Annotated in this window: 12 protein-coding genes; 5 read left to right on the plus strand and 7 right to left on the minus strand. The window is 67.3% G+C overall.

The features are described 5' to 3' along the window. The first annotated feature begins 40 nt into the window (after positions 1-40). The 5 genes from U873_RS0119660 (at position 41) to U873_RS0119680 (ending at position 6,016) form a co-directional block, all read left to right on the plus strand. Positions 41-1,780 carry an amidohydrolase gene (locus U873_RS0119660; RefSeq protein ID WP_025129868.1) on the plus strand — a complete coding sequence of 580 codons (1,740 nt, stop codon included), beginning with the start codon at positions 41-43 and terminating at the stop codon, positions 1,778-1,780. Positions 1,781-1,990: 210 nt separating this feature from the next. After that, complete coding sequence (locus tag U873_RS0119665; RefSeq protein ID WP_025129869.1) at positions 1,991-3,046, plus strand: sugar phosphate isomerase/epimerase; 1,056 nt, start codon at positions 1,991-1,993, stop codon at positions 3,044-3,046. Between the two features lie 22 nt (positions 3,047-3,068). Further along, on the plus strand, positions 3,069-3,956 hold the full coding sequence (locus U873_RS0119670; protein ID WP_025129870.1) for an alpha/beta fold hydrolase: 888 nt from the start codon (positions 3,069-3,071) through the stop codon (positions 3,954-3,956). Positions 3,957-4,100: 144 nt separating this feature from the next. Then, positions 4,101-4,700: a TetR/AcrR family transcriptional regulator gene (locus tag U873_RS0119675; RefSeq protein WP_025129871.1), complete on the plus strand. Its 600-nt coding sequence runs from the start codon at positions 4,101-4,103 to the stop codon at positions 4,698-4,700. 131 nt (positions 4,701-4,831) lie between these two features. Further along, positions 4,832-6,016, plus strand: a complete 1,185-nt coding sequence (locus U873_RS0119680) for a sugar transporter (RefSeq protein ID WP_025129872.1) — start codon at positions 4,832-4,834, stop codon at positions 6,014-6,016. 43 nt (positions 6,017-6,059) lie between these two features. Here U873_RS0119680 and U873_RS0119685 read toward each other — a convergent pair whose 3' ends face one another. The 7 genes from U873_RS0119685 to U873_RS0119715 all read right to left on the minus strand — a co-directional run bounded on the left by U873_RS0119685 (position 6,060) and on the right by U873_RS0119715 (position 14,486). Beyond that, positions 6,060-7,286 (minus strand): MFS transporter, encoded by a 1,227-nt coding sequence (locus U873_RS0119685; RefSeq protein WP_025129873.1) that lies wholly within the window; start codon positions 7,284-7,286, stop codon positions 6,060-6,062. A gap of 3 nt (positions 7,287-7,289) precedes the next feature. After that, a complete protein-coding gene (locus U873_RS0119690) occupies positions 7,290-8,069 on the minus strand; it encodes an ABC transporter ATP-binding protein (RefSeq protein WP_025129874.1) in 780 nt (259 codons plus the stop codon). 62 nt (positions 8,070-8,131) lie between these two features. Further along, positions 8,132-9,199 carry an iron ABC transporter permease gene (locus tag U873_RS0119695; RefSeq protein WP_025129875.1) on the minus strand — a complete coding sequence of 356 codons (1,068 nt, stop codon included), beginning with the start codon at positions 9,197-9,199 and terminating at the stop codon, positions 8,132-8,134. Next, entirely contained in the window at positions 9,196-10,329 is a 1,134-nt protein-coding gene (locus tag U873_RS0119700; RefSeq protein WP_025129876.1) for an ABC transporter substrate-binding protein, read from the minus strand. Before U873_RS0119700 ends, U873_RS0119695 begins: the two co-directional genes overlap by 4 nt. Continuing rightward, complete coding sequence (locus U873_RS0119705; RefSeq protein ID WP_025129877.1) at positions 10,316-11,197, minus strand: PepSY-associated TM helix domain-containing protein; 882 nt, start codon at positions 11,195-11,197, stop codon at positions 10,316-10,318. The genes U873_RS0119700 and U873_RS0119705 overlap by 14 nt, the downstream gene beginning before the upstream one ends. Positions 11,198-11,204: 7 nt before the next feature. Then, on the minus strand, positions 11,205-13,436 hold the full coding sequence (locus U873_RS0119710; protein WP_025129878.1) for a TonB-dependent siderophore receptor: 2,232 nt from the start codon (positions 13,434-13,436) through the stop codon (positions 11,205-11,207). 147 nt (positions 13,437-13,583) lie between these two features. Then, on the minus strand, positions 13,584-14,486 hold the full coding sequence (locus tag U873_RS0119715) for an AraC family transcriptional regulator (protein ID WP_025129879.1): 903 nt from the start codon (positions 14,484-14,486) through the stop codon (positions 13,584-13,586). Positions 14,487-14,597 lie beyond the last annotated feature (111 nt).

Genomic DNA, 14,597 nt, shown 5'->3' on the forward strand with positions numbered 1-14,597 from the left:
GCTAGTCTCTGCGCATTCAGACCCAGGGATGCACCTAACAATGAAAAATGCTCTGACGATCACGCTGGCCTCGGCGCTGGCTTTTGCATCGATGGAAAGTCCGGCGGCAGTGGACCTGCTGCTGCACAACGGCAAGGTGTTCACCGCTGAGCCAGGCCAGCCCCTGCAGCAGGCGGTGGCGGTGGAGCAGGGGCGGATCGTCCGGGTCGGCAGCGATGCCGAGGTTCTGGCGCTCAAGGCGCCCGGCACCCGGGTCGTCGACCTGCAAGGCAAGGTGCTGATGCCGGGGTTCATCGACAGCCACAGCCATGCGATCTTCGGCGGCCTCAAGCTCAAGGCGGCGGACCTGGACAGCCAGCAGTTGCCCCTGGACTCGCTGGAGCAGCGCCTGCGGGGTTGGCGCGACGACGGCAAGGCGCGCCATGGCGACGTCCTGAGCGTGAGCGGCTTGCCCTCAACCTACTGGAGCCAGGTGGACGCACTGGAGCAGCGGTTCAACCAGGGAGAATGGGCCGATACGCCGATCCTCTTCGTGGGTTGGGACTACCACACCGGCTGGGCCAACCGCGCCATGCTCAAGCGTGCGGGCATCGATGCTGCACGGGTCAAGGCGCTGCAGGGCGAGGCCGTGGCCACTATCGGTCATCACCCCGACGGCAGCCCCAACGGCTTTGTCGCCGATGCCGGCCTGTCGGCACTGACCTCGCAACTGCCGGCGCCGAGCTTCGCGCAGCTTCTGGACGCTGGTCGCGCCGCCCGGGATCTCAATCACCGCCTGGGCATCACCGCATTGATGGACCCTGCGGCCAATGCCGTGCCCGGTGAGGCGCTGTTTGCCATGAAACCCACGGCGCAAACCGTCGGCGTGCTGCCGGTGTACCAGGCGCTGGCGGAACAAGGCGAACTGCAACTGCGGGTCGCGGCGCTGATGGTGGCCAATCCCAAGAGCCGGCCGGCGGACCTTGAGGTGCTGGACCAGGTGCGCCAGCAGTTCCTCGGCATCGAGAACCTGAGCCTGCCGGGGATCAAAATCTTCGCCGACGGCGTGGCCGAGTTTCCGGCGCAGACCGCCTCCCTGCTGACCCCCTACAAGAACTCGAAGAAGGGCGGCGAGCTGCTGATCGACCCGGCGCATTTCGGCGAACTGGTGAGCGCCGCCGACGCCCGCGGCTGGCTGGTGCACGTGCATGCCATCGGTGACCGCGCGGTGCGCGAGTCCCTCAACGGCATCGAGCAGGCGCGGCGTGAGCGGCACAGTGGGGTGGCGCATTCGATCACCCACCTGCAGCTGGTCAACCCCAAGGAATTCGCGCGCTTCAAGCCCCTCGACGTGATCGCCTCCATGCAGTTGTACTGGGCCTCCGCCGATGAGCTGAGCATCGACTTGCTCCAGCCCTACATCAGCGCCATGCAGTTCCAGTTCATGTACCCGGCGCGCTCGCTGCTGAAGAACGGCGCCACCATCGCCGGGGCCAGCGACTGGCCGGTGAGCACCCCCGAGCCGTGGAAGGCGATTGCCCAGGCCATCAGCCGCAAGGGCCCCAAGGGCGTGCTCAATCAGGCTGAGGGCATCGACCGCGAAACCCTGTTCTACGCCTACACCCGCAACGCTGCGCGGGCCATTGGCCTGGAGCAGCAGATAGGTTCGCTGGCGCCGGGCAAGCAGGCCGACCTGATCGTCCTCGATCGCGATGTGTTCCAGGTGCCCCAGGAGCAGTTGGCCGATACCCAGGTGCTCAAGACCTATTTTGCCGGGCGCGAGGTGTATAGCCGGCCGTGATGCTGTGTTGATGCAAGCCAGGCCCGCGATCTTGATCGCGGGTTTTTTTTGCCCTGTCGGCCCTGGGCATGTCCAGCCGACGCCTGGGCTGGCAAGCCAGCTTCTGCAGGCGAGCAGCTGCGCCAGAAAAGATTTTCTGCACGCCGGTGATTGACGTAGCAGCAGCGTCTCCCTATTCGTTGTCGATCGACAAAGAATAGGAACAATTCGATGAAAACCCTTAAGGGCCCCAGCCTGCACCTGGCACAATTCAGTGCCGATACTGCACCTTTCAACAGCCTGCCGAGCATTGCCCAATGGGCTGCCGACCTGGGTTTCAAGGCGCTGCAGATCCCTGCCTGGGATGCGCGGCTGTTCGACGTTGCCACAGCGGCCGAGAGCCAGGACTACTGCGATGAGCTCAAGGGCCAACTGGCGCAAAAGGGCCTGGTGATCAGTGAGCTGACCAGCCATATCTTCGGCCAGTTGGTGGCGGTGCACCCGGCCTACGACGCGATGTGCGACAACTTCGCCCCGGCGGCGCTGCGGGGCAAACCGCAAGCCAGAACAGCCTGGGCCATCGAGCAGATGAAGCTGGCGGCCAAGGCCTCGCGGCGCCTGGGGCTCGACGACCTGGGGACCTTTTCCGGGTCCCTGGCCTGGCCCTATCTGTTTCCCTTTCCGCAACGTCCGGAAGGCTTGATCGAGGCCGCTTTCGAAGAGCTGGCGCGGCGCTGGCGGCCGATCCTCGATGTGTGCGACGAGCAGGGGGTCAACCTGTGCTACGAGATCCACCCCAGCGAGGACCTGCACGACGGCACCAGCTTCGAACGCTTCTATGAACTGGTGGACCATCACCCGCGCTGCAACATCCTCTTCGACCCCAGCCACTTCGTGCTGCAGCAGCTCGATTACCTGAGCTACCTGGACATCTACCACGAGCGCATCCGCATGTTTCACGTCAAGGATGCCGAGTTCAATCCCAGCGGCCGCCAGGGCATCTACGGTGGCTACAGCTCCTGGGTCGAGCGCGCCGGGCGCTTCCGTTCCCTGGGCGATGGCCAGGTGGATTTCAAGGGGATCTTTTCCAAGCTGGCGCAATACGACTACCCGGGCTGGGCGACCCTGGAATGGGAGTGCTGCCTCAAGGACCAGGAAGACGGCGCGCGGGAAGGCGTCGAGTTCATCAACCGCCACATGATCCAGGTCACCGAACGGATCTTCGACGACTTCGCCGGGGCCGGCATCGACCGCCAACAGATCAACACCATGCTCGGCATTGCCTGAAACCCTTCATCGAGAAAAAACCATGAATGCTTTGACTGATACCCCCCAGGCCGACAGCCTCGACCTGGTTCACCGTTACGTGCGCGTCGATGGCCAGCGCATCCACTGTGTCACCGCCGGCACCGGCCGCCCGGTGCTGCTGATTCCCGGCTGGCCGCAAACCTGGTACGCCTGGCGCGAAGTGATCCAGGCCCTGGCCGCCCAGGGCTTCCAGGCGATCGCCGTGGACCCGCCGGGCAGCGGCCAGTCCGACCGCCCGGAGCACGGCTACGACACCGGCCATGTGGCCGGGGTGCTGCACCAGGTCATGGGGCAGTTGGGTTTCGAGCGCTACAGCGTGGTCGGCCACGACGTCGGCATGTGGATCGCCTACGCCCTGGCCAGCGACCATCCGCAAGCGGTGGAGCGCCTGGCGCTGACCGAAGCGGTGATCCCGGGGCTGGCGGACGCACCGCCGATCTTTGTCGCACCAGAACAGAACATCTTTCTCTGGCACTTCATGTTCAACCAGCTGCGGGATTTGCCGGAGGCCTTGATCGCCGGGCGCGAGCGGGCCTATCTGAACTACATCTTCGACCACTGGTCCCATCGCCGCGAAGCGGTGGCCGCCGAGGTCTACATCGAGGCCTACGCCGCCCCGGGCGGGTTGCGCGCAGGCTTCGCCTACTACCGGGCGATCCCCGAGACCGTGCGCCAGAACCAGCTGCGGGCCCAGCGGCCGCTGACCATGCCGGTGCTGGCCATCGGCGCCGAGCACGCCACCAACGATGCGCCGCTGCTGACCCTGCAAGGCCATGCCAGTGACCTGCGCGGGGCCATTGTCGAGGACTGCGGGCACTTCATCATGGAAGAGGCACCGGAGGAATTTCTCGCGCTGCTGCTGCCGTTTCTGCAGGAGGGCCGTGACTGAGGCACGGCGCAGGCAAGGCCGCGGCCACGGAAAATGGCCGCGGCCGGCTGAAATCTAATATCATTTCGTCCCGGCGCCCTGCGCCAACCGGCTGTTCGGGTGCAACCGAACACCTTCCCTGTCCCGACGAGATACCCGACCCCCATGGCTGGAAGACCCCGCGAATTCGACCGTCACCAGGCACTGCGCCAGGCGCTCGAACTGTTCTGGCGCCGTGGTTTCGAAACCACCTCCATGGCCGACCTGGTGGCGGCCCTGGGCATCGCCTCGGCGCGCATCTATGCCGCCTTCGGTTCCAAGGAGGCACTGTTTCGCGAAGCCATCGAACTCTATGAAAGCCAGGAAGGCGGCTTCGCCGACCTGGCCCTGCAGGAGCCTCGCGCCTATGTCGCCATCGAACGCATGCTGCAGCAGGCGGTGGCGCTCTACACTCGGCCCGACGGCCCTCAGGGCTGCATGGTGGTGGCCTCGGCGGTGAACTGCTCAAGCGACAACGACAGCGTGCGCGAGTGGCTGGCCGAACATCGCCGGGCGCGTACCGCGAGCATCATCCAACGCCTGGAAGCGGCGGTGCAGGCGGGTGAACTGCCCAGCCACAGCGATGCAACTTCCCTGGGGGATTATTACTCTACGGTGCTCCACGGGCTCTCGGTGCAGGCCCGCGACGGTGTCAGCGCGGCGCGTCTGCTGCAAGGCGTGGCGCTGGCCATGCAAGTCTTTCCGGGCGCCGCCCAAGGGCATTGAGCCGGCGCCAGGCCGTGGCCCGGGCAACGGGCCCTGGTCGGCAATCCGGGGGCAAGGGAGGCTGGCCCGGGTTGTGCATTTTTCATCGGGTCCTGGACCTGTTCGATCATCGATAGAGTACGACGCCCCCCATGAGTGATTCTGCGGCGACACCCCAAGGTAACTGGCAGCCGGTCATCGCGCTGGCGCTGGCGGCCTTTGTTTTCAACACCACCGAGTTCGTGCCGGTGGGGCTGCTCAGTGCCATCGGCGCGAGCTTCGACCTGCCCACCGAACGGGTCGGGCTGATGCTCACCATCTACGCCTGGATCGTGTCCCTGACCTCGCTGCCGGTGATGCTGCTGACCCGCAACGTCGAGCGGCGCAAGCTGCTCACGGTGCTGTTCGGGCTGTTCATCGTCAGCCATGTGTTCTCCAGCCTGGCCAGCAACTTCGGCCTGCTGATGCTCAGCCGCATCGGCGTGGCCCTGGCCCATGCCCTGTTCTGGTCCATCACCGCGTCCCTGGCGGTGCGCCTGGCGCCGCCGGGCAAGCAAGTGCAGGCCCTGGGCCTGCTGGCCACCGGCACTTCCCTGGCCATGGTCCTGGGCATTCCCCTGGGCCGGCTGCTGGGCGAAGCCCTGGGCTGGCGCACCACCTTCGGCGTGATCGCGGCCATGGCTGGCCTGCTGGTGCTGTGGCTGATCCGCACCTTGCCGCTGCTGCCGAGCCAGAACTCCGGTTCCCTGCGCAGCCTGCCGCTGCTGTTCAAGCGCCCGGCGCTGGTGGCGATCTATGTGCTGACGGCGCTGGTGGTCACCGCGCAGTTCACCGCCTACAGCTACATCGAGCCCTTTATCAAGGTGGCGGCGGGCCTGGGCGGCGAGGTGGTGACCCTGGTGCTGCTGGTGTTCGGCGGCGCCGGGATCATCGGCTCGCTGCTGTTCAGCTGGCTGCACCGCCACAGCCCCCAGGGTTTTCTGCTGACCGCGGTGACCCTGCTGGCGCTGTGCCTGAGCCTGCTGTTGCCGCTCAATGGCCACGTCTGGTCCCTGGTGGCCCTGAGCGTGGTCTGGGGCATGGCGATCATGGGCTTCGGCCTGGCATTGCAGTCCCGGGTGCTGAGCCTGGCGCCGGACGCCACTGACGTGGCCATGGCGATGTTCTCCGGGATCTACAACATCGGCATCGGTGGCGGTGCGTTGCTCGGCAGTTGGGTCGGCGGCCAGCTGGGGTTTGCCTATGTCGGCCTGGCGGGCGGGGCCCTGGCGACGTTTGCCCTGCTGCTGTTTGGCCTGTCGATGCGGCGTATTGCGCTGTCCGTCCGGGCCGACTGATGCCCAGGCGCCGGCCACGCAACGGGGCCGGCGCCGTGGTTTTCTATTGAGCCTGCGTCGGCTTGCGGCTAGTTGGCCAGCATGCCACCAGCAGCAACAGCAGCGCCGCCAGCAGGTAGGGCAGGCGCGGTTCGACTGCATAGATCAGGGTGCCCGCCAAGGGCCCGACCACCACTCCCAGGCCCTGGGCGGCGCCGACGGAGCCGGCAGTGGCGCCTTGCTCGGCAGCGTCCACCGCATTGCTGGCCAGGGCGGCGAAGGAGGGGAAGATCCAGCCCATGCCGGCGGCCGAGACAAAAAAGCCCAGCCACAGCACCCAGGCGTGGGCGGCGACGATACTCGCGACAAAGCCCAGCGCCGCCACCAGGGCACCGATGCGGATCATCCGCAGCGGCGGCCACTCCAGCTTGCGCACCAGCAGTTGCGAGGCGATCAGCGCCACCCCCACCAGGGTCAGGGAGACGCCGGCGGTCTGCGCTGCGTCGGCCGGGCTCATGCCCAGGCGATCGAGGGCGAAGAAGCCCACGGTGATCTGCGCCATGGCCACGCACAGCATGGAGATGAACGCCACCACCAGCGGCCGGCGCAGGCGCGGGTCACCCAGGCTCACCGACTTGGGCGGCTGCTTGAGGTGCAACTCCTGGCGCGGCAGCCGCGCCTTGAGAAAGGCGAAGCCCAGTAGCGGCAGCACCGCCAGCGCATAGAACGGCAGGCTCAGGCTGTGGCGCGCCAGCAGCGCGGCAATCGCCGGGCCCAGGACCAGCCCGCAGGCGTTGGCCGCCCCCAGGGACGCCATGGCTCGGGCCCGGTGCTCGGGCTCGATGTTGTCGGCGATCAGGGCATAGCCGCCCACCGGGATCGCGGCGTAGAACACCCCGATCAGCCCTCGCCCCAGCAGCAGCCCGGCAAAGGCCAGCAGCGCCGAGGGCAGGGCATGCAGCGCTACGTCGATGAACACACTGAGGGCGAGAAAGGCCAGGGTGAAGCCGCCGGTGCCCAGCAGCAGGATGCGCCGCCGGCCGAGGCGATCGCTGGCCCGGCCCCAGGGCCGGGCCAGGAGCATCCAGATCACCCCGGAGACGGTCACTGCCATCCCCGCCTGCCAGGTGGCCAGGCCGAGAATTCGCGCAATGGGGCCGATCAGCGAAACGAACGCCATCATCGCCATGGTGCAGGCCAGGTTGGCCACCAGCAGCGGGCGCAGGTCGAAGGCCGGCGCGGCCTGGGGCGTGTCCAGGGTATCGAGGGGCAACTGTTGAGCGTGGGTCATGGTTTATCCCAGGGCTGAGTGAAAGGGCAGGCGGCCGTCGACCATCACCAGCGGTCGACCGCGCACCTGTTGCAGGCTGCCGTCGACGCCATAGACGTCGCGCAGCAGTTGTTGGTTGACCACTTCCAGGGCCGGCCCCGCGGCGGCCAGACGGCCGTTGTGCAGGACCACCACCTGCTGGCTGAAACCCAGGGCCAGGTTGATGTCGTGGACCACCACCAGGGTGATCAACTGGCGCTCCTGGGTGGCCCGGGTGATGGCCTCCACCACCTGGCACTGGTGGTACAGGTCCAGGGCACTGGTGGGTTCATCCAGCAGCAGCACCTTGGGCTGGCGCACCAGGGCCTGGGCCAGCCCCACCAGCTGCCGCTGGCCACCGGAGAGGGCGTCGATCGGGCGGTCGGCCAGGGCGGTGAGGTCCAGGTCCAGCAGCACCTGCTCGACCTGGGCCAGCACCGCCGGGCTCGGGCGACCGGGCGCGAACCCGGCGCCGCGATGCCCGGCCATGGCGGCACTGAGCACCGCTTCGAAGGCGCACAGGCGGGTGCGTTCCGGCAGGCTCTGGGGCAGGTAGACGATGTGCTGCGCCCGTTCCACCTGGGGCAGGCGATTGAGCTCGACGCCGTCCAGCAGTACCTGGCCCGAGGTCTGCTGCAGGCCGGCGATGCCCCGCAGCAGGGTCGATTTGCCGGCGGCGTTGGGGCCGATCAGCGCGGTCAGGCTGCCGGCACGCAACGGCGGCAGGTCGATCCGCTCGAGCACCTGGCGGCTGCCGTACTGCATGCTCAAGCCTGAAGTGGACAGCCCTGAAGCGGACTGCAGCGCAACAGGTGATGTTGAACGGCTCACAGGGCACCTCGGCGGTTGCGCATGACAATGGCCATGAAGAACGGAATGCCCACCAGGGCGGTGACGATGCCCACCGGAATCAGCACCCCGGGCATCAGTGCCTTGCTGGCGATGGAGGCCATGGACAGGATCAGCCCGCCGCTGAGCACGCTGGCCGGCAGGAACAGCCGGTGGTCCTCGCCCACCAGCAGGCGGGCGATGTGCGGGGCGATCAGGCCGATGAAGCCGATGGTGCCGACAAACGACACCGCCAGCGCCGACAGCAGGCTGATGCGCAGCAGCGACCACAGGCGCAGGCGGCCGACATCGATGCCGAAGCTGCGGGCCCGCTCCTCGCCCAGGGTCAGGGCGGTCAGGGCCCAGCTCTGGCGCAGGGAAAACGGCAGGCACAGCAACAGCGCCAGGGCCAGGATCGCCAGTTTTTCCCAGGAGGCCCGGGCCAGGCTGCCCAGGGTCCAGAACACCAGTTGCTGCAGGCTGTCCTGGGTGGCGACGAATTGCAGCAGCGCCACCAGGGCATTGAAGGCGAACACCAGGGCGATGCCGAACAGCACCAGGCTCTCGACCCCGAAGCCGCGCCAGCGGGCCAGCAGGTACAGCAGGGCCACCGAGGCCAGGGCGAAGAGGAAGGCGTTGGCCGAGATCAGGTACTGCGCCGGCACCCCGGGTAGGCCCAGGCCGAGGACGATGGCCAGGGCCGCGCCAAAGGCTGCGGCAGCGGACACGCCGAGGGTGAAGGGGCTGGCCAGGGGGTTGTCGAGCACGGTCTGCATCTCGGCCCCGGCCAGGGCCAGGGCGGCGCCCACCAGCACCGCCATCAGGGCGTAGGGCAGGCGCACGTTCCATACGATCACCGCTTCCACCCGGGGCATCGAGCCCGGGTCCCAGAGCACCTGCAGCAGGCGCGACAGGCTCATCCCCGAGGGCCCGGTGGTGACATCCACCGCCAGCGACAGCAGCAGGGCCAGGGCCAGCCCAGACAACAGCAGCACCCGCCGGCCATGGCGCCGGTGGTAGTCGCGGGAGGCAACGCTGGCGTGCACTTCGGTTGCCGCCTGGGTCATGGCGCCAGGCTCGTGGTGAACACGCCGGTGGCCGGGATCGGCATGAAGCGCCGGTACAGCTCGCTGCGGGTCTGGTCCGGGTCCAGGTCCTTGAACAGCTCGGGATGCAGCCACTTGGCCAGGGCCTGGACTGCAATCAGGTGCTCGGGCGAGTCATAGAAAATGTGCCAGAGGCCGTGCACGTTGTGCTCTTTCACCGCTCGCAGTTCGTTCAGCGGCGGGCGATTGGCGGCCTGCCGCAGGCTGTCCCGGGCCTGTTGCAAGGTTGCCGAATAGCCCAGGGTCACACCGCCCTGGCCGGCAGCGAAGACCCCGGTGGCGACGTACAGGTCCGGGTCGCTGGAGAGGATGTATTCCACGTTCAGGGTGCCGATGGGGCCCGGAATGCGCCCGTCGGCGATGTTGTGGCCGCCGGCCAGCTTGATCATCTCGCCGAAGTTGCCGGTGCCCGGCGAGCCGCAGCAGTCCTGCAGCCCGGCGAGCATGTCGATGAAGATCTTCGGCTGCTTGACCGTGCCGGCCTTGGCCAGGGTGTCGCGGACCCGGGCCAGGGACTGCTGGTAGAAGGCGATGAATTCCTCGGCCCGCTGTTCACGGCCCAGGGCCTGGCCCAGCAGGCGCATGCTGGGCACGGTGTTGCGCAGGGGATGGTCGCTGAAGTCGACGAAAATCACCGCCACACCGGCAGCCTCCAGTTGCTTGACCGCCTCGCTGTCGGGGCTGGGGCCGTGGCCGCCGCTCAGGGCCATGATCGCCAGGTCCGGGTGTACCGCCAGGGCCTTCTCGACGCTGAAGGTCTCGGCCGAGGTGCCGCCCACCAGCGGCACCTTGTCGGCCTCCGGGAAGACCTTGTGGTAGGCCTCGTAACCCTGCACGTCGAGGCCGCGGAAATCCCCCTGCCAGCCGGCCAGGCGAGTGAAGGGGTTCTTGCCTTCGAGCAGCGACAGGGAATAGATCATCCGGCCTTCGCCGAGCAGGATGTGCTCGACCTTGTCCGGCACCTGGACCTGGCGCCCGGCCAGGTCGGTGAGGGTTGCGGCGCTGGCCGTGGCCGCCCACAACAGGCCCAGGGGCAGCAGGCCGAGCAGCAGCCCGTGGCGGGCCCGGCGCAAGAAATCACGGTGTGTCATGGCTAGTTTCCTTGAACGATTGAACGGCCCGGCGGGCAGCGCGCTTGCGCCACCACAACAGCAGGCCGGTGAGGTACAGCAGGGGTAACGAAATGCCGCAGAGAAAAGCCAGCCAGGCGCCAGGCGTGCCCAGCAGCAAATGCCCGTGGGCGGCGGAAAACAGCGGCTTGACGGCCATCGGCGTGGCCGTCAGCCAGGTGAACAGCTCGGGGCGCGCGAGCCAGGCACCGCTGCCGGCGATCAGCAGCAGCGGCAGGCACAACCAGGCCGCCGCCACGTTGTGCCATTCCCGCAGGCGCCGGTTGCCCTGGCTGCCGGGGCGCAGGCTGGCGGCCTTCCACCAGCTGCGCCGGCCCGGCCACCACAGGTACAGGCCGCTGCCCAGGGAGCCCAGCAGCACCAGGCCACACAGCAGCACCAGGTTCGAACCCCAGGCTGGCGGCAGCAGCAGGCTGCGGTGCAGCGCCACCAGCTTGGCCAGCCACAGCTCTTCGAAGACGAAGAAGCCCCGGGGTTCGGCGCTGTAGGGGTCGATCATGGCGATGCCGGTGCCGGGGCGGTCCTTGAGGGCACCGAACACGATCACGTTGTCCGATTCGAGAAAGCCCTGGCGTGGCGGCGCCGCGCCGAAGACTTTCTGCAACTGCGGGTAGGCGCTGGTGGCGGCGCCGGTCCAGGCACTTTGCTCCAGGGCCGCGCCGTGTTCGCCGGGGGCCAGTTGCAGCATCGCCGCACCCACTTCCCAGCGCAGGATCGGCCCCTTGAGTTCCAGCAGCGCACCGCTCAGGCCCAGCAGCGCGAGGAACAGCCCCAGGCCCAGGGCCAGCCAGCGGTGGACCCGGAGCCAGATGTCGCGCAGGCGCAGCATCGGCGGCCTACCAGCGGTAGCGCAGGCTGGCGATGACACTGCGGTCATAGCCGGCACTGCAGTTGGTCAGCGAGCAGCCCTCGTAATAGTGCTTGTCGGTGAGGTTGGTGGCGTTCACCGCCAGGCGCAGGCCCTTGGCCGCCGGGATCAGCTTGTCGAAGTCGTAGTGCACCGCCGCGTCCAGCAAGGTGTAGGAGGGCACGCTCTGGGTGTTGGCGGCATCGGCCTCGGTGGTGCCGATGTAGCGCACCCCGGCGCCAAAGCCCAGGCCGCTCAACGGGCCTTCGGGCAGGGTGTAGTCGGCCCACAGCGAGGCCATTTTTTCCGGGGTGTCGGTGGGGCGGTTGCCTTTCTCCAACGGGTTGTTGCTCTTGCTCACCTCGGCGTCGTTGTAGGTCAGGGTCGCCAGCAGGTCCAGGCCCCGGGCCAGGCTGGCCTTGCCTTCGAGCTCGATGCCGCGCACGTTGATCTCGCCGGTCTGGATCTTGTTCAGGCGTTCGGCCGGGTCGGTGGTCTGCACGTTTTCCTGGGTCAGGTCGAACAGCGACAGGGTGATGTAGCTGTCGATGCCCGGCGGCTGGTACTTGATCCCCACTTCCGACTGCTTGGCGCTGGTGGGCTTGTACGGCGTGCCGTAGAAGTTGGTGCCCAGCACCGGATCGAACGAGGTGGCGTAGCTGATGTAGGGCGCCAGGCCGTTGTCCGCCAGGTACACCAGGCCGGCGCGGTAGGTGAACTTCTCGTCGTCCTGCTTGCTGCCCTTATCGTTGATGCGGTCCTGGGTCCGGGCGCTGGAGCGATCCTGGCGTCCGCCGACGGTGAGCACCCAGTGCTCGTCGAAGGTGAACTGCTGCTGGGCGTAGACCCCGACCTGATCGGCGCGTTGCACGGTGTTGGTGAAGGGGGTGCTGGGGTTGAACGTGCCGCCGTGCACCGGGTTGTAGATGTCGATGGGCGAGGCGGTGCCGCCGCGCAGGTAGTAGTCCTCGCGGGTGCGCCGGTAGTCCACCCCCAGCAGCGACACCATCTGCGTGCTGCCCAGGTTCCAGCGGGCCTGGGCGTTGTTGTCCAGGGAGTAGGTGTCGCCGACGATGCGAAAGCGATAGGCCGCGCGGTTCAGCGTGCGCAGGTCCGAGGCCAGGGACATGCCGCTGGCGGTGTTGGTCAGCAGGTTGACGTGGCCGTAGCGGGCGCTGGAATTGAGGCTCCAGACATCGTTGAGGCGGTGTTCCAGCAGGTAGCCCAGGGAGTACTGGGTGCGGTGGTTGTCCAGCCCCGGTTCATCGAGGAAGACGTTGCGCTTGACCTTGCCGTTGGGGTTGCCGAGCAGGGTGCCGCGGGCCGGCAGCGACACCCGTGGCGCACCGAACTGGTCCTGGGTGTAGTCGGCCAGCACGGTCAGGCTGGTGTCGTCGTTGGGCTTCCAGGTGAAGGAGGGGGCGAAGTACTGCTTGTCGTCCTTGATGTGATCGAACTGGGTGCCGCTGTCGCGCTCCAGGCCCACCAGGCGGTAGAGGAACTGGCCCTCATCGTCCAGGGGGCCGCTGAAGTCGAACTGGCCCTGGGCACGGTCGAAACTGCCGCCCTGGATCTCTACTTCATGGAAGGCCTTGTCCAGCGGGCGCTTGCTGATCTGGTTGACCACGCCCCCCGGGGAGTTCTGGCCGAACAGCACCGAGGCCGGGCCCTTGAGCACGTCGATGCGCTCCAGGCCATAGGCTTCGACCTTGGGCCAGGCCTGGGCGGTGTTGCCCTTGAGGCCGTCACGAAGCATGCCGGTGGTGACGTCGAAACCGCGGATCGAGATCGTGTCGAAGCGCTGGCTGGCGGCGGTGGTATTGGCCTGGACCCCGGCGGTGTAGCGCAGCGCCTCGCTCACCGATTGCACCTGCTGGGCATCCATCTGGTCGCGGGTGATCACGGAAATCGACTGGGGAATTTCGCTCAAGGTGGCGTCGGTCTTGGTGCCGCTGAGGCTGCGCTTGGCCACGTAGCCGCTTTGCTGGCCGGTGGGCGAATCGACGGCCGTGGTGCTGATCACGCTGGTGTCCAGCACCAGCGGTTGCTCCGGGTCGCGCTCGGCCTCGGCGGCCAGCACTGCGCCCACCTGGGTCAACGACAGGCCCAGGGCCAGGCCGTGGATCAGGCAGGACAGCGCACTGCGGCGCAACGCCGGGCGCGAGCAAGCGGGATCGACAGGCCAACCTGAGGTGTTTCGGTGCGCAACGCTGGTGCCCATGCTTCACTCCGTGATGGGGATTAAATGAGAATGCAAACGTATCTCATTTGTGAGCTTGGGCTGCGGGCTAAAACTTTGGCTCCAGCGACCATTTCTTTCGTTTGCGGTACGGCGGGGGAAGGGCGCCCGGTTCAGCGGGCGCAAGGCTCAACGCAAGGACTTGGGCGAGACCCCGAAGCGCTTGCGAAAGGCCGTGGAGAAGTGCGCCGGGCTGTAGCCGACCCGATAGGCCGCGCTGGAGACATTGGTCTCGCCGCTGGCCAGCAGCCGATAGGCTTCGCCCAGGCGCTGTTCCTGCAGGTAGGCATAGACGCTGGTGCCGAACACCTGGCGAAAGCCGGCGGTGAGCTTGCGCGGATTGAGGCCCACCTGGCGCGACAGCTCGGACAGCGACGGTGAGGCCTGCAGTGAACTGAGCAGCAGGTCGCGGGCGGCATGGATGCGCTCGATGTCCGCCGAGCTGCAGGGGCTGTCCTGCAGCGGCCGGGATTCGGCCTGGGCCAGAATGCCCTCGACCCCCAGGGCGGTGAGCTCCAGGGCCTTGCCCCCCAGGTAGAAGGAGCGGGTAGGGCCTTGCAGGGGGCAGGTGAAAATCTGCTGGGCCAGGGCCAGCAGCGGCTTGCTCGCCGGTTGGCAGAACAACATTGGCCCGCCGCCAAGTGGGTCCAGCAGGCGCTCGGGTTCCAGGCCGACATTGCGGATCGACGGGAAGTCCAGCTGCACCGTGGTGTAGCGCACCGGCACGCCGCTGGCGAACAGGTGGTCGCCGCAGTGCTCGCCCTGGTTGGCCACGGCGCACAGGGTCGGCCCGCGAATCTCCACTTCGGGCTGGCCTTCGACCCGGCAATTGAGCTGACCGCTGAGCACCAGGATGATTTTCAGGCCTTGCCAGAGGGGCTCCTGCATCCACATCTGGCTGTCCATCAGCACGGTGCCGGTGGACAAGGTGATTTCCGGCACTACCGCCGCCGTACCGGCGCTCTGCGGGTTGGGAAATTGCAGGGTGAAATCTCTATTGACAGGCTGCGGCGCAGCGTTGGGGCTGAGCATGGCGAACTCCCTGTGAACCTGAAACGAGGCCATACGCTAGCAGGAAATTGCATTTCTGTAATTAAGAATGATTATCCTTTAGCTTGCGCGGCCCGCCTTTCGGGGGCTTGT

It is taken from the genome of Pseudomonas sp. PH1b, from assembly GCF_000633395.1.
In the GTDB taxonomy this organism is placed as follows: Bacteria; Pseudomonadota; Gammaproteobacteria; order Pseudomonadales; family Pseudomonadaceae; genus Aquipseudomonas.